A 20,394-nucleotide genomic window follows, 5' to 3' on the forward strand; every position below is an offset into this window, starting at 1 on the left:
GCCGGCAGGCGTTGTGCGGAACCGGGGCCTGACGTAGAATGCATGGTAGGACGACCCGGACGGCACGCGCATGCCGGTGCGGGGAGTCTCGGCCAACCGGCCCATTCGGGGCCGGCGGGCCCTGAAGGCCTGCAGAGCCATCAAGGAGGCACGAGCATGGCGACACGCACCCGAACCCTACCGGCCGATCCGGGTCTGACCGCCAGGATGTTCCTGACCATGTTCCTCTTGGCTGGTCTGTACCTGTTGTTCACCGTGGTTCTGCTTCAGGCGGGCGCAGGTATCCAGACCATGGCGATCGTCCTAGGCCTGATGCTGGCGGCTCAGTACTTCTTCTCGGACAAGCTGGCGCTTCTTTCCATGGGCGCCCGAGAGGTCTCGCCCCAGCAGGCGCCCGAGCTCCACGACATGGTGGGGCGGTTGGCGGCCATCGCCGACCTGCCCAAGCCCAAGGTGGCCCTTTCGCCCCTCCGCATCCCCAACGCCTTCGCCACGGGGCGGAATCCCCAGAACGCCACGGTGGCCGTCACACGCGGCCTGCTGGACCAGCTCGAGCCCCACGAGGTGGAGGCGGTCCTCGCCCACGAGATCACCCACGTCAAGAACCGGGACGTAGCCGTCATCACCTTTGCGAGCTTCTTCGCCACCCTGGCGGCCTACCTCACCCAGCACCTCTTCTACGCGGGGCTCTTCGGCGGCTTCGGGGGCGGCCGCAACGACCGGAACGGCGGAAGCTGGGCCATCGTCTACCTGGTCTCGATCCTGGTCTACGTCCTCAGCTTCTTCCTGATCCGGGCCCTCTCCCGCTACCGGGAGTTCTCCGCCGACCGGGGCGCCGCGATCCTCACGGGCGCGCCTTCCCACCTGGCCTCGGCCCTGGTGAAGATCAGCGGCCGCCTGAAGGTCGTGCCCCAGCGCGACCTGCGGGAGGCCGAAGGCATGAACGCCTTCTTCATCATGCCGGCCGTGGGCGGGGAGGGGCTGGCGGAGCTCTTCTCCACCCACCCCTCGCTTGAGCGTAGGCTGGCCCAGCTCAAGCGGATCGAAGAGGAGATGCGGCGCTGATGCGCTGGTTCGACGCCCTCCTGGGACGGACCCGTCTTCCCAAGGCACGGCCCGAGGGGCTCTTCGCCCTCACCACGGCCCAGCTCACCCTGCAGGGCGAGCTGGGCTGGCATCCCGACGGGAAGGCGGCCGTCTGCTTGAAGCCCGTCACGACCGGCGACTTCCGGCAGGTGGACCAGGAGCTCGAGGAGCTGGTGCGGGCCGCTGCGGGCGAGACCCACTCCGACGTGCGGGTGGAGACCGATTCCTACCGCTACCGCTGGATCGTCCTGACGGACCCCCAGCTCGACGACCTGGTGGCCCTCCTTCACATGGCGGCCGGGGAGCTGGAGAGCCACGGCTACGGCCCCCAGCTCCTGGCCGCCGTCTTCCGGTTCACGGCCGACGGCCGCCCCGCCTACCTCATCTACAACTACAAGCGCGGCAGCTTCTACCCCTTCCTCCCTACCGGCTCGGGCAAGGAGCGCCAGAGCGACCTGGAGTTCCAGTTCCAGGCTGCCCTGGAGAAGGAGATGCCCATCGAGCCCGACGTCACCCGCTGGTACCCCATGTGGGGGATGCCGCTGTAGCCCAGCCGGACTGTAAACAGGCCTCCCGGGCCGGACCGCGCCGGGACTCACCGACGGGGACGGCACCTAACCGGCTCCTGGTCCACCCTTCCGCGGAGGGATTGACCCATCTAGAGATATGTGGTATATGTGGTACATGTGGTAGGAGGTGACCCCCATGACGCGAAAGCGAGCAGACAGCACCGTCTACCTGGGCGAGCGGCTGGTCAAGGAGCTGGCCGCGTATCGCGACCGCTACCCCCTTCCGCCCAGCGCGAGTTCCGTAGTCCGGGAGGCGGTTTCCCAATACCTCGCGGAAGAGGATCCCGGCCCTTCGTACTCGCCGGCCCAGTGGGTGCGGGCGACCCAGGCACTGCTGGACCAGCTGAAGGAACGCGGCGTTGACATCGATCCTTCCACCATTCTGGCAGCCGTGGACCAAGCCGAGGAAGACAGGATTCGTGAGATCCTGGGCGAGCCAGAGTGAGCGCGGTCGTCGATGCGTCGGTGATCGTCCGGGCCCTCCTGCCGGGGCAAGCCTATCACGCGGAGGCGAGGATGTGGCTCGAGCAGCAGGACGAGCTCCTGGCACCCCGGCTGTTGTGGTACGAGGTCACGACGGCTCTGCGTCGCCTCGAGTACGCCAACGTACTCGACCCCGCGACCACCGATATCGTTCTGCAGGCAGCGTTGAGTCTACGGATCAAGATGACCGCTGCTAAGCACCTCCACGCTCAAGCCCTCGCCATCGCCCGAGCGCTCGGGGTCTCTCGCGCCCATGATGCGGCCTATCTGGCCGTGGCCGTCGAGCACGGGGTTCCTCTTGCAACGCTCGACGAGCGCTTGGTTCGTAACGGCCGGTCCCATGGGTATCCGCTTATTCACCCAGCCGAGGTCGTGCGCAGTGCCGCCCGATGAGCCCTTGTGAGAAGCATGCGATCCTTTTAGGACCATGAAGGCAGCAGGAGGTGGAAACGTGAAACTACAGGTGATACTGGAACCCAGCGACGAGGGCGGATTCACCGTATACGTACCCTCGCTCCCCGGCTGTATCAGCGAAGGCGAGACAGTTGACGAGGCGCTGGCCAACGTCCGAGAAGCGATCGAGCTCTACCTTGCACCGGTGGACGACGACTGGGTAGCCGAGGATGGAACACTGGTCAAGGAAATCAGTCTATGACCAAGGTGCCCACGCTGCCCTACACGAAGATCGTCCGCGCCCTGCAGCGAGACGGCTGGACGATCGTGCGGCAGACAGGTAGCCACATCCGCCTGCAGAAACACATCGGGACAGAGGTCCTCAAGCTCATCGTTCCCGCTCACCGCCCGGTCAAGCGGTCAACCCTTGCTCACATCCTCGAGCAGGCCCGGCTCAGTCCAGATCGATTCCTCGAGCTCCTGTAGGCAAAGCACAGCGCGGCGTCATGCCCCGGGCGCCGCGCTGGACCTTCACGCTTCAGAGCACCAAATCCTCGGGATAGTCGGCGAAGAGGCTCTTGGCCTCAGCTAACCCCGTGTCCGGGGCGGGCAGGATCAGGTCCGACTCGTGGAGCTCGTCGTCGGCCAGGAGGCGGCCACGACGCACGATCGCCAGGACGTTCTCGAGCTCCCGGCGGAAGCCCTCCTCGTCGCCGTTGGCGATCACGTCCAGCAGCCTGTTGTCCTCCCGGTCCAGCTCCTCCAGGAGGTCGCCCTTGATCTCGTACTGGCCCTCGGTCATGATGCGGACGATCACTGGCCGGCCACCTCCCGCTTCAACCGCTCCAGCTCGGACGAAACGCCCTGGTCCAGCTTGGCCCGCCGCAGCTCCTCCTCCAGCGGGTCCGCCGCGCCCCAGCTCTCCTGGAGGGTGCCCTTCTCCACGAGCTCGTCGATGGCGGCTGCCCGGGACTGCATGTCCTGGGTCTTCCGCTGCGCCCGCTCGACAGCCATGTTCACGTCGGCCAGCTCCTCGGAGAGACCTGTGGCCGCCTCGCCGATCTTCACCTGGGCCGATGCGGCCGAGTACTGGGCCTTGATGAGCTCCTTCTGGGTGCGGAAGCTCTCCACCTTGGACCGGAGACGCTGCTCGTTCCGTTCGAGCTTCTCCTGCTCGGACTCCAGGGACTTGATCTGGGTCTCGAGGTCCTGGAGCTGGAGCTCCGCCTGCTGCTTCCGCCGCAGGGCCTCCACGGCCAGGTCTTCCTTGCCCAGCTTGAGGGCATCCTTGGCCTGCTGCTCCAGCCGCTGGTTCTGCTCCCGCAGCCGCACGGCCTGAAGCTCCAGCCGCTTCTTCTGGCCGACGACCTCCACCACGCCCCGCTTCACCTGCTGGAGCAGCTCAAGCTGCTTCTGGTAGCTGTAGTCCAGCGTCTCCTCCGGATTCTCGGCCCGGTCCAGCATCTTGTTCACCTTCGCCTTGAAGACGGTGCTCATGCGGGAGAGCACGCCCACGGCAATCCCTCCTGCCGGGTCCGGGCCGGTCGGGCCCGCCCCTTGATCGGAGATCTGAGGCTCATTATACCGCAGCCGCCGGGCCAGTGACCAGGGCGGGGGCCACCGGCCGCTTGGTAGCGGGCTCCACCGGCCGCGCAGCACGAAGGAGACCCGGTCGGGGCGCCGAACCGTCTCGGGGGAGGTCGGGAGCGGATGCGACTGCTGGAGACGGCTCTGGCCGAGAGTGGGGGGCTCCTGCTGCTGGGCCTGGCCCTGATTCTCGCCGGAGCGCTGGTGGAGTCGCGGGCGATCCTCCTGGTTACCGCGGGGTCGGGGGCCCTCCCGTGAAGCGGCGCCCTGGCAGGGTGCCGGTCAGGATCCACTCGGCGACCTCCTGGGAGTGCCGGGTCTTCAGGACCCCTTCCCGGACGCCCTGCTCGATCACCCTCGCGAAGAGGGGAGCCAACCGCTTCACCACCCGGACCAGGCTTTACAGAAAGTGTGGCGGGAGCTCCGGCCCACCCCGGCAGAGCCGGCCCCCGGAGGACTGACCCGGACGACCTCACTCTCGGAGTCCCGCCACGATCACGCTTGCCCATCCCCCGCCATTCGGGCAGACACCGCCACGACGTCGGGATCGAACTGGGTGTCCCCTCGGAGAATCTCCCGACCCCGGGGCTCTCCAGGTTCAACCGCAGGACCTCAGCCGGGACCGCCCGCAGGTGGCCCACCGGGCGTACCCGTTGCGTCACCGAACGCTCAACGGTACCCAGATCACGCTCCCCGGCAGGATGTGGTCCACATCCACCACGTCTGGGTTGATCCGGAGAAGTTCTGCCAGGGGCACACGGCCCAGGCGCGGCGGAACGTCGCCCGTGACCACCAGTCCCCAGCTCGGCGTCAGTTGTACTCGACCGTCACGTCGAAGGTCCTCGTGTACGCCCCCTCGACCTGGCTGGCCCCCACCCGGAGCGTGGCGCCTACCGTCAGCGTCTGGTTCCCCGTGCCGTCGAGCGTCCCCGGAGAGCCCCGCATCCCCCCCTTTCACGAGAATCCCATGGCCCGAAGATGGACGAGCACGCTGCGCCGGGGTCACTCCGGGGGCGGTGTTCGGAAGACCCCCTGCTTCAGCTCCCCATCCTGAGTGGTCGTGAACCGGACCTGCCTCAGGAGGGTGTCTGCCACGAACCGCCTCCCCGCAATCTCGACGACCACGTTCGGGTGAAGGAGCCTCGCTTGCACGCTGCCGCCTTCCACGACCTCGAGGCAGGTCCGGGTGCCCGAAGGGCTCCCCACCTCGTCCAGGCTGATCTCCCCCCGGAAGACCTGCAGGGATCCCCCGCGCACCACGCCGCGGTGGACGGTGATCCCGGTTCCCGCCAGGACTTCCGAGTTGAAGATGGAACCCTTGCGGATGGTGATCCGTCCGGACGCGTGGAGCTTCGCGTTCTGCACGTGCTGCACCGTGATGTCCGCGCTCGTTGCGGCGTCGGCCTCTAACCGGTAGGCCGCCACGCGGAGCTGCTGGATCGCTTCCTCCAGCGGGTCGATCTCCTGAAGGAGCATCGGCCCCGGTGCCACGAGCAGCTTGTGCAGCAGGGCGGCGACGTCCTCGAGTCCGACGTCGACCTCGTCGAAGGCCTCGCTTCGCCCGTGGAACTGCTCGACGAGCCCCGGCAGATCCCGGAACTTCATCTCCACCATCCGCTTGATGAGCACCCCGTCCGGGGGGCGGCGGCTGCGCCCGCTCTGGTAGGCGGGCTGTTGCTTGAGGTAGTGGACGGACGCGAGCAGACGCTCCAGGGCCAGGAGCATGGGATTGATCTCGGCCACCAGGGCTCGTGCCGTGGCGGCAAGCCCGCCGGCCGCAAGGGTGGAGCCCACCACCCCGCCCGAGACGCGCACGCCGAGCCTCCCCCGCACCGTGGCGCCGCTCGCGCTCCCCGCCACCGTCACCCGGCCTCCGGCCACGACCTTGGTCCCCTCGTTCACGCTCCCGAGCACGACCACGTCCCCGTCGAAGCGGACGTGCCCGCTCTCCACGTCCACGTCGCCCTGGACGGTGTAGGTGGGGAGAACCATGAGAAGGTCACCCTGGACGGCTGGCCGTCCGGCCTGCGTCGCCACCACCGCCCGCCCGTCGTCCACCATCCGTGTCCCCGGACCGGGCCTGAGAACGGGCTGGTGCGGCTCGCGAGCCTCTACCACCTGGCCGTGGACGTCGCTCCCAGGCGTCCCCCGGCGCCCGGCAGAAATCAGGGCGAGGGTCGTGCCGGCCGTCACCGTCGGGATCCGCTGCAGGTCCAGGTAGTCCACCGCGTCCGTCATCTCGTCGGTGACCTCCACCCGCTCGACGGAGAAGGGGACCAGGTACTCCACGCGGCCGTCCTCGCTTTCGCCGGGCGGGGTCCCCGCGGCCACCTCCAGCTCTTCTTCCAGGCCCGCGACGAGCCGCTGCAAGGCGTCCTGGTCGATGGGGACGCGAACCCCGGCCTCCTCCTGCAGGTACGTGACGAGATCCTTCACCGAGGGACCGGAGCGAGGGACAGAACGGTCCGGGACAGCCACCAGGGTCAGCTCCTGGGCGGGCGGCTGGTCCATGAGCCTCAGCCGGCCGCTCCGGCCACCCTTGAGGGAGAGGAAGCAGTGCATCCCGTCCGGGGTCACGCGGTGCTGGACCTCCACCGGCTGCTCTTCCTGCCCGACCTCCACGCGGACCTCGTCGCCCGGGAAGATGGCCCGCGTGTCGACCACGGGCTCGTCGTTGACCCAGAGCCGGACGTAGGGGCCCGGATGAAGCACGGGATGGCGCCGGGTCCCTGGCTCGTGGTGGACCCGGATCTCGCCGCCCTCGACCCAAACCCGGCTCATCCCCGCAAGGGGAGCCCCCCCAGCGCCCGGGGCCGCCTCCGCCTGCTCCGAGTGACCGCTCACGGGCCTGGCTGCACCTCTCCGACCTGCCTCGCCCTGACCGCTCCTATCCTGGGGTCCACGCTCGGCCTCGCGGTCGCGCGGTGCTCCTTCCCGCTCGCTCACGTCCGCGAAGGCTTCCCGAAGCGCCTGAAGCTCCTCCTGAGTCAGCCCCCACTCGCTCTGAGCCGGTTCCCCCACGTCAGAACTCCCCTCTCCCCTCGAACGGGTCCGCACCCGGGCCCTCCCGCTCCTCGTCCGCCGGCCCCACGATGCGCTGGTCAAGGGCTTCCGCCAGGTCCAGATCGTCGCTGGCGGCGCCCAGCAGGCGCACCACAGGACGGGCCGGTAGACGCGCGTTGAGGCGCACGACCTTCCCCAGCTCTCCCGTGTTGAGCCGCACCACCGTCCCCACGGGGTACGGCGCCACTCGGCCCAGAAAGGTCCGGACGACGTCGGGGTCGAACATGTGGCCTGCTTCGGCCTGAATGAACCCGATGGCTCGGTGCCGCGCCCAGGCCGGCCGGTACGGCCGGTCCGTGATGAGGGCGTCGAACACGTCGGCCACCGACACGATCCGGGCGAAGCGGTGAATCTCGTCGCCCGCGAGCCCCCTGGGGTAACCCTGCCCGTCCCATCGCTCGTGGTGCTGGTAGGCCACGTGCGCCGAGCGGAGGTCCAGGTCGTGGTGAGCCCGGATGATGTCGAAGCCATGCTTCGCGTGCTGCTGGACCTGGCGGAACTCCTCCGGTGTGAGCCTGCCCGGCTTGTTCCAGACGGCTTCCTCAACCCTGACCTTGCCGACGTCGTGCAGAATCGCCCCAACGGCCAGCCCTTTCAGCTCGATCTGGTCCAGACCCAGGTGGATGCCCAGGAGGGTGGAGGTGGCGCAGACGGCCACCGAGTGGCCGAACACGTAGTCGTTCATGGCGCGGATCTCCCCCAGCTCGAGGAGGACCGTGCGGTTCGACAGGACCTCCTCCAGGATGAGGTTCACGACCTCGGAGATGGGCCGCGCCGAGGTCACCAGACGCCGGCGGGTATCCTCCATGTAGATCCGGAGGGCGCGCGCTGCGTCGGCCCGCGTCTTCTCCGTGATCAGGTCCGGCTGTCTGTCCACCTGGTGATCGATCTCGCCATCCTCCGAGACGTACAGCGTCTGTATCCCGTAGCCCCGGAGCTGCTCGAGGAGCCGGGGCGTCAGCGCCAACCCGGCGGCGACCAGCGTCGTCTCGCCCAGGTAGACGTTCCGAGCCAGAACCGCTCCAGGGCGTACCCGGTGGATGCGAAAGACCCTCACCCCTCCTTACCCTCCTTCCGCTTGCTTGGGGGTCTGGGTAGAGAGGGTGCCGCGTGGCTCCACACGCGCATCGTCGGGAGCCGCGCGACCGTCCATAGGCCGGTGCTCATCGCCCGGACCAGGTGCTGTATCGTGAACGTGTGAGCCATCGACCGTTTCGGGAACCCCCAGCAGACGCCTGATCTCTTCCTCCGTCAGGCAAGGGTCGTCAGCCGGCACGTGATTTCCCCCTTCACAGACCGTGCGCACCTCCGGCGCATGACCCAACGTCCGTGGCCGCGCAGGTGTCCCGCTCGCCGCGCCGGCCGGACGTCACGCTTCGAACGCGCGTCGAACCAGCGGCGGCCAGGTGCCGTCCCTGGCGTGCACGTGCGCAACACCTGGGCGATTGCGAGGTCGCTGATGCGGCCGCGTCGCAAGGAAGTTCAGGCTTGTTCCTGCGTACAACCGGTGGCCGTTCGGAATTCTACGGAGGCGCGGACAAAGCCACGCGTCTGACAGGTCTTCGTTCGTGCGCGAAGCGGAGGTGTTCGAGCGAGTGGCCTGCAGGGATATTGCCAGACTTGTCCAAACTGCACGATGAGCCCCCCCCCCCCCCCCCCCCGATACGATCATGTGTTCGCCTCTCGGCCGCGACGCCCCGTCCCGCTCCTCGCGGACGGCTTGGCTCCGCGTGTACTCGGTCTCCCGACCCCTGTTCCACACGCCGAATCCCCCTGCCCCTCACGACGCCGCTCAGGGCGCCCACAGCTCTTTGGCGTTATCGGCACGCTGCGGTCGGGACTTTAGGCCCTCTTTCCTCGCTTGCCGCGCCGGCCCTCCTCGCCCGATGCATCCCTGTGTTCCGCGACGCTCACGGCGATGCGGGGTGCGCGGAGAGACGGAAGCCCCACGTCGCCATCCCACCCGGCCCCACCTCGCCCAGCGGCGCGTCCACCACCATCCTGGGCCAATACGCCTGGACGGTGACGAACCACTCCGGCACGGCGGCGGGCGAATTGAAGGTGACGACCATGCGTCCGCTGGGCTCCTGCAGGTGGTAGCTGCACGTGCCATGCCCGTCTTCGTCGAGTCGGCAGTGGAACTCGTGCGCGGGCGGCTCTTGAGGGAAGCCGCCGTCCTTCGTGCCAGCATACAGTCGGACCGTGACCTCCGCCGGCGGGACAGCACCGAAGTCCAGTTCGGCCGATGCCGTCCCAGGCGCCACCAGCCGATCGGGCCAACCGAGGGGCGGTATCGAACTGGAAACCCAGGACCCTTCTGAGGACGCCCACAGCGCGTGACGGAGCATGCCCCGCTGCTTCCCTACGGCCTGCCCCTCCCGATCGTAGAGGGTGAGCGTGACCGCTGGCGGCTCTTTCGAGGCGGGGCCGGAGGCGTACATGTGCTTGGTCGACCCCAGCTCCGCACCGTGCGCTTCAGGGCCACTGCCGCTCCATACAACCCACGCTGTCACACCCAAGGCGATCAATCCTGCGACCCACCCTCTGCGGAGGTCCGTGCTCCTCATACCATGCGCCCCTCCTTCCGCCCGCTACGAGTTCTACCCGCTCATCAGGATACGTTCCCCGGGCCTTCCCCTGCCCCCGCTCCTTCCAGCTGCTGGATCCGCTCGGCCAGGTTCATGCCGGAGGCGATGGGCTCGTCGGAGACGATCCGTCCGTCCCGCAGGGTCACCAGGCGCTGGCCGAAGGCGGCGATGCCGGGGTCGTGGGTCACCACCACCAGGGTCATGCCCTGTCCGTTGAGGCCGGCCAGAATCTCCATGATCTGCCGGGCCTGGGTGGTGGGCAGGTTTCCCGTGGGCTCGTCGGCCAGGAGCAGAGTGGGACCGTTGGCCAGCGCCCGGGCGATGGCCACCCGCTGCTGCTCGCCTCCCGAGAGCTCCGAGGGGCGGTGGTGGAGCCGCGCGCCCATCCCCAGCTCCTCCAGGAGCTCGGTGGCCCGCCGGCGGCGCTCCCGCCCGGCCACGCCCGCGTAGATCATGGGTACCTCCACGTTCTCCAGGGCCGTCAGCTCCGGGAAGAGGTTGTAGCTCTGGAAGACAAAGCCGAAATGGCGGTTCCGGACGCGGGAGAGCTCCCGGTCGGGAAGGCTCGTGATCTCCCGCCCCTGGAGCCAGTAGCGCCCTGCGCTCGGGCGGTCCAGCGCCCCCAGAAGGTGGAGGAGCGTGGACTTCCCCGAGCCCGAGGGTCCCATGATGCTCACGAACTCGGTCTGCTCCACGGTAAGGTCGATGTCGGTCAGGGCGGCCACGGGGCTCGCGCCCGTGTCGAACACCTTCCCCAGGCCGTCCAGCCGAACGAGCTCGGCCGGATGCTTTTCAGCCTCGATGCTCATGGCCCTTCGCCTCCTCTTGCCGCGACCGTGCCCGTTTCCGGGTCGCACCCTCACTCTTCTCGCAGGGCCTCGGTCGCAGACCACCGTGTGGCAAGCCATCCGGGGTACCATCCGGCAACCAGCCCCACCGCCAGGGCAAGCCCGACCCCGATCCCCAGGGCGGCGAGCTGGATGTGCTGCTCAGGGGACGCGGTGGGCAGGAGCGCCAGGAGGGGGCCAAGGAGCCGCTGCATGGGCCACGCCAGCCCCACACCCAGCAGCGCTCCCATACCGGCCACACCAACCGACTCCGCAGCGACCCGGCCCATGATCCTCCCCCGTGTGGCACCGAGAGCACGGTAGAGGCCGATTGCGTGCGTGTGCTCCATGGTGTGGACCAGACCCGCCGTCCCGATGGCCAGACCTGCTGCCACCACCGCCGCCAACACCGCTCCGACCAGGACCCCTGAGAGGGCACGACTCCGTTCCTGGACTCGCCCGGCAAAGCCGCCCAAGGTTACCTGCAGCTCCCAGGTGCTGCTGCGATCATCGCTCTCCAGGGCCTGCTGAAGCCGCCGTTCCTCGAGCAATGGTTCCAGGAGCACCTTCATCTCTCGCCGGACGTCCTCCGCCGATCTGGATGCAGCGGCCACATAGAGCGTGTCGGCCCGGTGCCCGCGGAAGGGTCCCGCGCCCCCCGTGCGAGCTCCACCGTCGGGCTCGAGCCACCCGATCGGCACCAGCACCTCGGGTTGCAGGAGATCGACGCTGGCCGCAGAGGCTGTTTCGGGCCGCCTGAAGACGCCCGCGACCTTCAAGGTCGCACGAGGTGGATAGGTCATCCCGTGGGGGAGAGCCCCGAGACGGCCTTGCAGGACGAGCCCCTCCTCGACGGACAGCATCACGATCTCTCGGTTCAGGGCATCGGCAGGCTCGCCGAAGAGCTGGCGGGCGACCACCTCGCTGAGAACGGCTACCCCGGCGCCCTGCGCCATTTCGGCCGGTCCGAAGAGAGCTCCAGCCACCGCTTGCAGGCCTGTCAACCGGAAGTAATCGGGTTCTGTCGCCCCCACCGACCGGACCAGGTGCCGCCGGCCCTCCGCCTCGATCACCACCAGCGGTTGCCGGGCGAGCGTCGCCGCGTGGGTTACCCCGTCGACTTCATGGCGCACGAGTGCCGCATCTTGTGGTTCGAAGAGGCTTGCCGCTGCTGGTCCGGCCCCGTCCGAAGAGGCCCGCGTCGGATGGTAGGATGCCTCCAGGAAGGAGGGGGTGGCGCCGCGCCCAAGGGCAGGAAGGACCGACGAGAGAAGGGCCACGACCGCCCCGATCGCAACGCCCACCTGGAGGATCCCCAGGACGGTTGCGAGCCAGTTCGCGGTGAGCCTTCGCCATGTGAAGGGCATGGGAACATCATCCCCCGCGACTCGATGGCTTCAAGGGTCCTCAGCCTTTCTTGCCAGGCGCCGCCGCGCCGCCGCGCAGGCTCTGGGCAACCTCCTGCGTTGCCGCCTCGTACGCTGGGTAGAGGCCCACGACGAGGCTCGCTGCCACGCCTGCACCGATGGCCCACGCCAGAGTCTCCATGGTGAATCCGAGACCTTCGTGTGAACCGAGCAGAGGCAGAGCCTTCACCAGGAAACTCCCGGACACCCGCAAGGCCGCATACGCCCCCACCGCTCCCAGGAGCCCTCCAGCCACGCCCAGGAGCAGCGCATCCACCAGCATCTCCAGGAAGACTACGGGTCTCGAAGCCCCCAGGGCAGCCGAGAGAGCCAGGGATCGACGCCGCCGGCGGGCGCGGGTGAGAAAGAGGTTGAGGGCGGTCATGCTGGCTACCAGGAGAGCCAGCGACGCCACACCTGCCGCTGCCGCGACGAGAGGGGTGCCTGTGCTTTGCAGAGGGTCCTTCGGTCCAGAGAAGCTGAGGAGGCCGGCGTCGAAGCGTCCCCCCAGCTCGACCTCAAGAGAACGGCGCAGGGCCTCCGGATCCGCTTCGGGCGACGGTACGAACCGCAGTCCGTCGAGCTCCTCGGCGTCGATCCCCATCACCGAGCCCCACGGAACCCAGCCGCCAAGGCCGCCCGGAAGGAAGGCACTCGTCGCCGCCAGCCCGTCCGTACGGGGAAGACGCACCACGCCCGCCACGGTCCAGTTCCGCCCGAACGCCATGACCGTGTGGCCCACGAGTTCCGAGGGGGGCACATCTTGTACGGCCTGTCGCGCCCAGGATTCGTCCAGCACCAGCACAGACCTGCCCTCGGTCAGGTCGGTCCAGGTGAACCCCTGGCCGGCCGCGAAGCGGACATCGTACGCGGCGAAGTAATCCGGCCCGACCGGCATCACGGACAGACGTCCAGGCCTGCCCTGCCCGGGCCTCCCGTCCACCGCCCTGAGGGTGTCTGAGAACGTACGGGGCATGGACCCCAGCAGGACCCCTTCCAGGCCCGCCACGCGGTCCCGCAGCTCGCGTGCCAGCTCGACCGTCACGCGCTGCCCGTCGTCCGGCGCACTCGCCACCAGTGGCACGATGGGAGGCCCGTCCGGCTGGAAGAGCTGGTTCATGTCCGCCTGCCGCACCTGCACGACGATCCCGGTGTAGTCCGGGTGCCGCGCCAAGGTGTCAACGGCCCTTTCAGCTGCCCTCAGGTACGTCATGGAGCCGGCGAGGATCGAGGCCCCAAGCCCCAGCCCTACGGAGACCAGAAGCGACTCCAGCCACCACGCACGCACCCTCCACCAAGAGAGGAGCAAGACCGACCCGCGCAGCCGCACCCGTTCAGCGGTCCTGTATGCGGTTGAGGGTTGAGCCATCGACGGTGTGCTCCTGTCGATCGAGGATAGCCCCGCGTCGCATGACTGAGCGGTTCACCCGTTGTCCGACATGGTGTCAACCCATTGTATCGTGTGAACGCAGGCGTCCGCAACCAGCTTCTGCCATAAGGACGCGATAAGCGGGCACGGACACCGCGACACCCGAACGCTGTAACTGGGCCGGCAGCGGTCTGTATGCCCGCCGCCGGCCATTGTGTCATCAGAACTCCCACGAACACTCGATCTCGCAATACCAGTTACCGCTCGAGTCGATCCCGCACCGGATGACGCACCCTTCCGGCAACGCATCCGGAGCCAAACCCGTGGCAACCGCCGGCTGTGCTTCAGCCCTGCTGACTGCGACCGGCACCGCTGCGACGGCTGCCATGAGCGCGACCACCACCATCACCATCACAAGCAATCGCTTTCTGTGCTGCACTTCTGTCACCTCCCAGGATCGTTATTCACTCCCCGCAATGAGCTCGGTGAGAAGTTCTGACGCAATGCCCTCGTGGTAGCCCTCCCACGTCCTCTGGATCACGCCGGTTTCGTCGATGAAGAAGAGTGTTGGATGCTTTGTAACGCCGAACGTCCGCGTCACTGTTCCTTCGGGGTCCAGAGCGACAGGGAACTGAATACCATGCTCGTCGACGAACGACTGTACGGCTGTCCCGCTACTGATGGCTGTGACGGCCAGAGCTTCACCTCCTTTCCGACGCCATTCGGCGTAAGTTGACTGCAAGGCTGGTAGTTCAACCTGACACGGAGGGCATTCGGCAAAGAAGAAGACAAGAGCCAACGGTGAACGGTATAGGGTGTCAGACGAAAGCACCTGCCCATCCAAGGTCTCCAGCACCACTGATGGCGCTGGGGCTCCTGCCTCAACCCCGATAGCCAAAGCGCGAGCGGACGTCAAAGACCACGCGAGGGTAGCGATCAGTACCAGGCAGGCAAGATGCGCGCCCTCGGCGGCTCGCATCCGCATGCGGTTCACCTCCCACTGCATCAGTCTGTAAGTCCGGCACATCAATAGGGGACGCTTTTCACTCCCCCGTTGGTCGCATTACCTCCGGCACCGGGTGGGCACGTGGATCCGGTCCCTAGCCGATCTACAAGCAAAGAAACGGTCTTTACCACTGAGTCCCCAGAAGCATCGCCCACGGCGTCATCCGAGGCGGCAACCACTCTCACGTCCACCGAGCCAGCGACCAGGAGCAGGACACAGGCGACCGAAGCGAGAATCTTCTTTGTTCGACTGGACATCCGGCACCCCCCCATCTAACCCGATCCCGTTGTGGAAGCTCATTCTAGCCGACGGCCTAGACTCCCTCGAAAACGTGTGGCATCTGTTGGTATCTCAGGATCACTCATTTGCGCGAGGCGCGTTGCTGGGGAACGCGGCGGCCTCCAATCATGTGCTGGAGGTAGAGTCCCATGGATGCCTTCGGAGAGAGTCTTCGCGAACTACGAAGGTACTCTGGATGGACGCAGGAAGATCTGGCAGGTCGTGAGCTGACGCGTGCACAGATCAGTGCGGTGGAGAGAGGAGTAGCCCACCTGTCGGTCAGAGGGTTGATCGCCTTGGTACAGAGAGCCCCGGATCCCTCGCAGTTGATCCTGTCGTACTGCGACGCTTACCCTCCGGCCTCGTCATGGACCGAGTTGGTTCGCTTTCTGATGCTCAACGGATGGGAGAAGCTCGCCGGCTCAGTCATCGCCACTGCGCAGGCCAAGCTCGCGTCGAAAAGGGGGGGATACGCGGGCACTTCCTTCGAATCCTCCCTCGTAGCCTGGTCACTGCACTTGAAGGAATGTCACACCGAGGCGGCGACGCGGTTTGCGACGGCAGCGGCACTCGCAGCCGCCAAGAAACGTTGGTACGAGGCTGCGCAGGCCCTCTGGGATTCGGGACAAGCTCTGGCCCTTTCGGGTCACCTCAGCAGAGCACTTCAGCGGTTTCAGCGCTCGCACGCGGCCATAGGATCGCGCAGCAATCGCCGAGCCCTCGTCCTCAGAGGACATCTCTGCAGGAGCGAGGTCGAGGTCCTCCGGCGCATGGGGCTGTTTCACTGGGCTCGCGACAGGGCCGGTCGAGCGCGAACGTACTATCGCGACGCAGGCGCTCCCGTTGAAGAAGGACACGCTCTTTCCGATCTGGGCGCGTCTTTTCTCGAAGAAGGCCACTACCGGCAAGCTGAAGACGTGCTTCGGGAGGCTCACCGCCTGCTCCTCAAGGAGCACCACGACCGCTGCATCTCCGCAGTCACCCTCAACCTAGGCATGGCACTCGCAGGTATGGGGCGCTTCAAGGAAGCCGCCGGCCTCATTCAGACGGCTGCTTCGACGCACTCCAGCATTGGCGCCTATGCGCACCTGGAACTCGCTCGTCTTCACGCCCAGCAAGGACGGCTTGACGAGGCAAAGGAGGCAGTCCAGCTGGCCGTAGGACGGTGTGATCTGGCCGAGGAGGCCCGCCGGCTTGCGGTTCAGGCAGCCCTTGGCCTGCTTTCGTGGCCCGTCGCTCGAGCCCGAATCCTGGCCGTGGCCCGGGATGCCCTGAATCCCCACGAAGAGGCCACTGTTCTCTACGAGGCTGCTCGCTACTGTGCAGATTGCGGGCAACCGGCAGGGGCATCCGAACTGTACCTGAAGGCGAGGTTCGTCGCCCAGGCTGCCTGGGGGCCCGACGTCGACGCACGACCTACGACCGCACCGGAACCGATGAAGTCGTAGGGCCTCCGATACAGCCCGGGGTCTTCAACAATACTGCAATCCTCGCAACGCGGTTCCCGGAGCATCAGCGGCCGTGTTCAAGTCGGTCGTCCCCCTTCCGGTGCCAGGCGGACCTCCGTGCGATCCCGGAAGCCCGTGTACGAGCTGTAGATGATCCGATCGCCCGGTTCCAGCCCGTCCAGGATCTGGAGGGCCGTGCCGTCCACCAGGCCGTACCGCACCTCGGTACGGACCGCCCGGGTGCCGTCCTCGCTCACCTTGAAGACGAAGCCTCCTTCGCCCGAGGTGTAGAAGGGGCCTCGGGCCAGGTAGGGCTGGTCTTCCAGCCGGTCGACCTCGACCTCGGCCGAGAGCGGCGCGAAAGGACGGATGGACCGTGCCGTCGCCTCGTCGGGCAGGCTGACCCGCACCTCCACCACGGTGCCCTGCTCGGTCTGGCGGGCCACGGGCGCGACGAAGCCGACGGTGCCCGCCAGCCGCCGTCCCTCGACGAAGAGGCTGGCTTCCTGGCCCACCCGGAGCTGCGACGCCTGCCGGGCGGGCACCTGGATGCGGGCGTACTGGGTGGAGAGGTCGGCCAGCCGGAAGAGCTCGACCCCCGCCTCGACGGGCTCGCCCACGGTCCACTCGCCCTCCAGGACCCGGCCCGAGAGGGGTGCCCGTACTTCCAGGGCGGCAGCCTCCCGTTCGAGCCGGGCCACCTCGGCGCGGGCCGAGGCCAGCTTGGCCCGGGCCAGCTCGCGCTGGAGCCGGGCATCCTCCCTTCCCGTAGCCAGCGCGCGCTCGGCCTGGGTCTCCGCCGTTCGGGCGTCAGCAGCCTTCGACCGAGCTTCCTCCACCTGGTCCAGGGGGATGGCGCCCGCCTCGAAGAGCGCTTCGGTCTTGCCCACCGCCGCCTCCGCCTCCTGGCGGCTGCTGGCGGCCCTGCTCAGGTCGGCCTCCAATCGCTCCAGATCCCGGGTCAGGGAGATCTCCGCGCGCTGCAGCTCCAGCTCGAGCTGGGCCGCCGAGGACCGGGCCGAAGCCAGGTCGTCCTCCAGCTCCCGCGACTCCAGGCGGACCAGGAGCGCGCCCGCGTTCACGTCGTCGCCAGGGCGGGCGTGCACCTCGGACACCCGGGCCTCGAGAGGTGCCGTCAGCGCCCGGATCTCCGCCGGCTCCACCGCCCCGTCGCCCTGCACCAGCACCCGGAAGGCACGCACGCCCACTTCGGCCACCTGGTAGCTGTCGAGGTAGACCTCCTCCGCCTGGGGGCGCAGGGCGAAGTAGGCGGCGCTCACCAGAACGGCCAGGAAGGCCACGGTGAAGAGGAGGAGTCGCCCCTGGTGGCCCAGGCGCACACGGCGACGCCTAGGGCCCGAGGCCCGCCCCGGATCCGGCCGCGACGACTCTTGCCCGCCTTCGAAGATGGGCCGGTCGTACCGCGGTTGATCGCCCGTGGGCACTCGATGCCACCTCCCTGGCCTCGACTAGGCGGGCTCCCGGAAGGCCTCGGTAGGCTGCAGGCGCGAGGCCAGCCATCCAGGGTAGAGGCCTGCCAGGAGCCCCACCGCGACCGCCAGCAGCAGCCCAGACACTGCAGCCAGGGGGTGGAGTCCCTGCAGCTCGGGGAAGAAAGGCGGCCCGGGCAGCAGGGGCTTGATCAGCCACTGGATGGGCCAGGCCATGACCAGGCCCGCCAGGCCGCCGATGCCCGCCAGGAGCATCGACTCCCCCAGGACCTGCCGCATCACCCGGCCCCGGCCCGCTCCCAGGGCCCGGTGGAGGCCGATGGCCCGGCTCTCGTAGGCCAGGTTGACCAGGCTCGCGGTGAGCACCGCCACGCCGCCCACCACCACGGCAACGAAGGCCATGCCGCCCAGCAGGGCGATGGAGGTGACCAGGCTCTGCCGAAGGGCCGCGGACGAGCCCCCTTGCGCGATCTCCAATCTCCACACAAGCTCCGGCCCGCCCGGGCGGCGCGGCGACTGTGCCTCCCGTTGGGCAAGCAGGGGCGTGAGGATCTGCTCCACCTGGCGCTGAGCAGCCAGCTCCTGTCCCGGCTGGGCCGTGAAGAAAAGCTGCGCGCCCTCGCTTCCGCCGAAGGGTCCCAGGTGCTTCATCTCCGCAGGGTTACGGACTCCGTCGTCACCACCGACCCCCACCGCCGTCTCCACCCAGCCGAGCGGCACCAGCACCTGTGGATCCAGACCGAAGATGGCGACGGCCGCCTGAGCGGGCTGCTGGTACACCCCGATGATCCGGACCGCCGCCGCGGGCGGGAAGCTCTCCTGGCCCGGTGCCAGCATGCTGCGGCGACCCTGGAGGGCCCCGCTCTCCTCCCGCGAGAGGAGCTTCATCTCCTGCCCCACCGCCTGGCTTGCGCCGCCGAAGATCTGCCGGGCCACGGGCTCGGAGACGACGGCGACCGCCGCGCCCTGCTCCATCTCGGCCGCTCCGAAGAGGCTGCCGGCAACCGGCTCCAGCTCCAACATGGCGAAATAGTCGGGTTCGACGGCGGACACGGCACCCACCAGGAAGGGCTGGTTTTCCACCTCCACAGCCACCATGCTCGCCGAAGCGAGGATGGAAGCCCGGGCCACCGAGGGGGCCTCCCGCCGCAGAAGGTTCGCGTCACCAGCCTGGAAAAACGGGCCGATAGCAAAGCCCTGGAGGCCCCCGCCCCCTTCCGCGCTCTTGGGGACACCCCGGTAGCTCGCGGTGAAGACGTTGGGTCCCTCCGTGGCCCGCAGGGTGGGCAGAAGGCCGCTCAAGAGCGCTACCACCGCCCCGGTTCCGAGGGCCACCTGGAGGACCCCCAGCAGGCTGGGAAACCACCGCTGCCGCATCCGTCTCAGGGCCGCCCGCACCCCGGATCACCTCCCGCAGCACCCTGGTCCGCCCCGTCGTCGTCACGTCGACCAAGCGTCCCTGCACCCCGAACACCCGCTCACTCCCGGAGAGCCTCCGCCGGATCCTGGGAGGCCGCCGCGAGCGCCGGGTAGAGGCCGAAGAGGAGGCTGGCTCCCAAGGCGGCCGCCAGGCCCCAGAGCACTGGCCCCAGCCCCAAGCGGATCCCTTCCTCGAAAAGCCCGGAGGGCACACCCCGCAGGACCAGACCCTCCACCACCCGTACCCCGCCCAGGGCGATCAGGAGCCCTGCGACGCCGCCGCCCAGCCCCAGCACCAGGGACTCCAGCAGCGTCTGGCCGAAAACCACCCGGCGCGAGGCGCCCAAAGCCGTGCTCAGGGCCAGGTGCCGCCTCCGCCTCACCACCCGGGTGAGAAAGAGGTTGAGCACGTTCAGGCTGGCCACCAGCAGCGCCAGCGAGGCCAGGCCGCCGACGGCCAGCAGCGCCCGCCGCTGCTGCTCGGGAACCAGGTCCTGGGGCGACGTGATCGTCATCTGCTCAGGGCCGAAGGCCTCGCTCAGGATCAGCTCCAGGGCTCGCCGGACCGCGCCCCGATCGGCGTCCAGCCGGGGCACCACCTGCAGGTCTTCCAGGACGGCGTCCTCGGCGAAATCCGGAGCGCCCCATGGCCCGTAGGCCATCTCCCGCGGCCCGAAGGGGCTGGCTACGGGAGACGGGCCGTCGGGTCGCCGAACCACCGCCACGATGCTCCAGGTGCGTCCGAAGGCCGTCACCTGGTGGCCCGGTACCTGGTCCAGAGGCACGTCTGGTAGGAAGCGTTCCGCCCAGGCCTCTTCCACCGCCAGGATCGTGCGTCCGGCCCTCACGTCCTCCCACGCGAAGGGCTGCCCCGCAACCACCTGGTAGCTGTCGCTCCCGAAGAAGTCAGCGCCCACCGGTACCAGGTGCAGCGAAGGCTGCTCGCCCTCCGACACGGGCAAAGGCTCACCGTCCACGGCCTGCAGCGGGGCGCTGCTCCGGCTACGGCCCCCGCCCAGGAGCACGGACTCGACGCCCTCAACCTGGTCCCGCATGCGGAGGGCCAGCTCCAGGGTAAGACGGGGCGGCTCTCCCTCCAGCCGTCGCAGGGGCAGGACGGCGGGAGCATCCGGCCTGAAGAGCTGGCTCACGTCCGCCTGCTGCGGCATAATGGTGAAGGCCCTGTACTCGGGCATCGCCTCGGTGCTGCGCTGGGCTGCGCCCGAGAAGGCGAGGAAGCTCAGGGCGGTGGAAAGGACGGCCACACCTAAGGCCAACCCCAACAGAACCAGCACCGACTCGAGCCAGCGGTTTCGGAGCTGCCGCCGGGCCAGGAGGAAGAGCCCGGTGATCCGGGCGAAGCCGGACGTTGAGGGCACGGAGGTATGCGGATGCGCCTGCCGTTCGATGGCCATGGCCT

23 protein-coding genes are annotated in these 20,394 nt (G+C 68.4%); 8 read left to right on the plus strand and 15 right to left on the minus strand.

All coding sequences use genetic code 11. From position 1 onward, the window contains the following. Positions 1 to 156: 156 nt before the first annotated feature. The 6 genes from htpX to LIP_RS12795 all read left to right on the plus strand — a co-directional run bounded on the left by htpX (position 157) and on the right by LIP_RS12795 (position 3,017). A complete protein-coding gene (gene htpX, locus LIP_RS12770; RefSeq protein ID WP_068139073.1) occupies positions 157 to 1,065 on the plus strand; it encodes a zinc metalloprotease HtpX in 909 nt (302 codons plus the stop codon). Beyond that, positions 1,065 to 1,634, plus strand: a complete 570-nt coding sequence (gene pspAB / locus LIP_RS12775) for a PspA-associated protein PspAB (RefSeq protein ID WP_068139077.1) — start codon at positions 1,065 to 1,067, stop codon at positions 1,632 to 1,634. Before htpX ends, pspAB begins: the two co-directional genes overlap by 1 nt. Positions 1,635 to 1,791: 157 nt before the next feature. Next, a complete protein-coding gene (locus LIP_RS12780) occupies positions 1,792 to 2,100 on the plus strand; it encodes an SPFH domain-containing protein (RefSeq protein ID WP_068139082.1) in 309 nt (102 codons plus the stop codon). Continuing rightward, positions 2,097 to 2,531, plus strand: coding sequence for a type II toxin-antitoxin system VapC family toxin (locus tag LIP_RS12785; RefSeq protein WP_068139085.1), 435 nt, complete (start codon positions 2,097 to 2,099; stop codon positions 2,529 to 2,531). Before LIP_RS12780 ends, LIP_RS12785 begins: the two co-directional genes overlap by 4 nt. A gap of 58 nt (positions 2,532 to 2,589) precedes the next feature. Next, positions 2,590 to 2,793, plus strand: coding sequence for a type II toxin-antitoxin system HicB family antitoxin (locus LIP_RS12790; protein ID WP_068139089.1), 204 nt, complete (start codon positions 2,590 to 2,592; stop codon positions 2,791 to 2,793). Continuing rightward, entirely contained in the window at positions 2,790 to 3,017 is a 228-nt protein-coding gene (locus LIP_RS12795; protein ID WP_068139092.1) for a type II toxin-antitoxin system HicA family toxin, read from the plus strand. Before LIP_RS12790 ends, LIP_RS12795 begins: the two co-directional genes overlap by 4 nt. Positions 3,018 to 3,069: 52 nt before the next feature. Here the strand turns inward: LIP_RS12795 and pspAA are convergent, their stop codons facing one another. Continuing rightward, positions 3,070 to 3,348 carry a PspA-associated protein PspAA gene (gene pspAA / locus LIP_RS12800; protein ID WP_068139096.1) on the minus strand — a complete coding sequence of 93 codons (279 nt, stop codon included), beginning with the start codon at positions 3,346 to 3,348 and terminating at the stop codon, positions 3,070 to 3,072. Further along, entirely contained in the window at positions 3,345 to 4,046 is a 702-nt protein-coding gene (locus LIP_RS12805) for a PspA/IM30 family protein (protein ID WP_068139099.1), read from the minus strand. The genes pspAA and LIP_RS12805 overlap by 4 nt, the downstream gene beginning before the upstream one ends. Positions 4,047 to 4,241: 195 nt before the next feature. Here LIP_RS12805 and LIP_RS20085 point away from each other — a divergent pair, with 195 nt between their 5' ends. After that, positions 4,242 to 4,376 (plus strand): hypothetical protein, encoded by a 135-nt coding sequence (locus LIP_RS20085; RefSeq protein WP_269433343.1) that lies wholly within the window; start codon positions 4,242 to 4,244, stop codon positions 4,374 to 4,376. Here the strand turns inward: LIP_RS20085 and LIP_RS20610 are convergent. From LIP_RS20610 to LIP_RS18000, 10 genes are all read right to left on the minus strand, one after another. Beyond that, entirely contained in the window at positions 4,348 to 4,506 is a 159-nt protein-coding gene (locus tag LIP_RS20610) for a hypothetical protein (protein ID WP_407936385.1), read from the minus strand. The genes LIP_RS20085 and LIP_RS20610 overlap by 29 nt on opposite strands. A gap of 422 nt (positions 4,507 to 4,928) precedes the next feature. Continuing rightward, positions 4,929 to 5,063, minus strand: coding sequence for a DUF4402 domain-containing protein (locus LIP_RS17995; protein ID WP_082726300.1), 135 nt, complete (start codon positions 5,061 to 5,063; stop codon positions 4,929 to 4,931). A gap of 57 nt (positions 5,064 to 5,120) precedes the next feature. Further along, the gene (locus tag LIP_RS12810; RefSeq protein ID WP_144440481.1) at positions 5,121 to 6,899 is read right to left on the minus strand and encodes a DUF342 domain-containing protein; all 1,779 of its coding nucleotides are present in this window, start codon (positions 6,897 to 6,899) and stop codon (positions 5,121 to 5,123) included. Between the two features lie 241 nt (positions 6,900 to 7,140). Beyond that, positions 7,141 to 8,238, minus strand: a complete 1,098-nt coding sequence (locus tag LIP_RS12815; protein ID WP_068139104.1) for an HD-GYP domain-containing protein — start codon at positions 8,236 to 8,238, stop codon at positions 7,141 to 7,143. An 853-nt stretch (positions 8,239 to 9,091) separates the two neighbouring features. Next, on the minus strand, positions 9,092 to 9,748 hold the full coding sequence (locus LIP_RS12820; RefSeq protein ID WP_068139108.1) for a hypothetical protein: 657 nt from the start codon (positions 9,746 to 9,748) through the stop codon (positions 9,092 to 9,094). 44 nt (positions 9,749 to 9,792) lie between these two features. Continuing rightward, entirely contained in the window at positions 9,793 to 10,578 is a 786-nt protein-coding gene (locus tag LIP_RS12825; RefSeq protein ID WP_068139111.1) for an ABC transporter ATP-binding protein, read from the minus strand. Between the two features lie 50 nt (positions 10,579 to 10,628). Then, entirely contained in the window at positions 10,629 to 11,963 is a 1,335-nt protein-coding gene (locus LIP_RS12830; RefSeq protein WP_068139113.1) for an ABC transporter permease, read from the minus strand. Positions 11,964 to 12,003: 40 nt separating this feature from the next. Then, the gene (locus tag LIP_RS12835; RefSeq protein ID WP_068139116.1) at positions 12,004 to 13,290 is read right to left on the minus strand and encodes an ABC transporter permease; all 1,287 of its coding nucleotides are present in this window, start codon (positions 13,288 to 13,290) and stop codon (positions 12,004 to 12,006) included. Between the two features lie 301 nt (positions 13,291 to 13,591). Further along, positions 13,592 to 13,810, minus strand: coding sequence for a hypothetical protein (locus LIP_RS12840; RefSeq protein ID WP_068139118.1), 219 nt, complete (start codon positions 13,808 to 13,810; stop codon positions 13,592 to 13,594). Between the two features lie 21 nt (positions 13,811 to 13,831). Continuing rightward, complete coding sequence (locus LIP_RS18000; protein WP_158509681.1) at positions 13,832 to 14,356, minus strand: peroxiredoxin family protein; 525 nt, start codon at positions 14,354 to 14,356, stop codon at positions 13,832 to 13,834. A gap of 449 nt (positions 14,357 to 14,805) precedes the next feature. Here LIP_RS18000 and LIP_RS18620 point away from each other — a divergent pair, with 449 nt between their 5' ends. Then, entirely contained in the window at positions 14,806 to 16,104 is a 1,299-nt protein-coding gene (locus LIP_RS18620; RefSeq protein WP_144440483.1) for a helix-turn-helix domain-containing protein, read from the plus strand. Positions 16,105 to 16,181: 77 nt separating this feature from the next. Here LIP_RS18620 and LIP_RS12850 read toward each other — a convergent pair whose 3' ends face one another. The 3 genes from LIP_RS12850 to LIP_RS12860 all read right to left on the minus strand — a co-directional run bounded on the left by LIP_RS12850 (position 16,182) and on the right by LIP_RS12860 (position 20,389). After that, a complete protein-coding gene (locus tag LIP_RS12850; RefSeq protein ID WP_068139123.1) occupies positions 16,182 to 17,549 on the minus strand; it encodes an efflux RND transporter periplasmic adaptor subunit in 1,368 nt (455 codons plus the stop codon). Positions 17,550 to 17,573: 24 nt separating this feature from the next. After that, a complete protein-coding gene (locus LIP_RS12855) occupies positions 17,574 to 18,953 on the minus strand; it encodes an ABC transporter permease (protein WP_068139127.1) in 1,380 nt (459 codons plus the stop codon). An 80-nt stretch (positions 18,954 to 19,033) separates the two neighbouring features. Beyond that, positions 19,034 to 20,389: an ABC transporter permease gene (locus LIP_RS12860; RefSeq protein WP_068139130.1), complete on the minus strand. Its 1,356-nt coding sequence runs from the start codon at positions 20,387 to 20,389 to the stop codon at positions 19,034 to 19,036. Positions 20,390 to 20,394: the final 5 nt, after the last annotated feature.

Origin of the sequence: Limnochorda pilosa (genome assembly GCF_001544015.1) — a bacterium.
In the GTDB taxonomy this organism is placed as follows: Bacteria; Bacillota; Limnochordia; order Limnochordales; family Limnochordaceae; genus Limnochorda; species Limnochorda pilosa.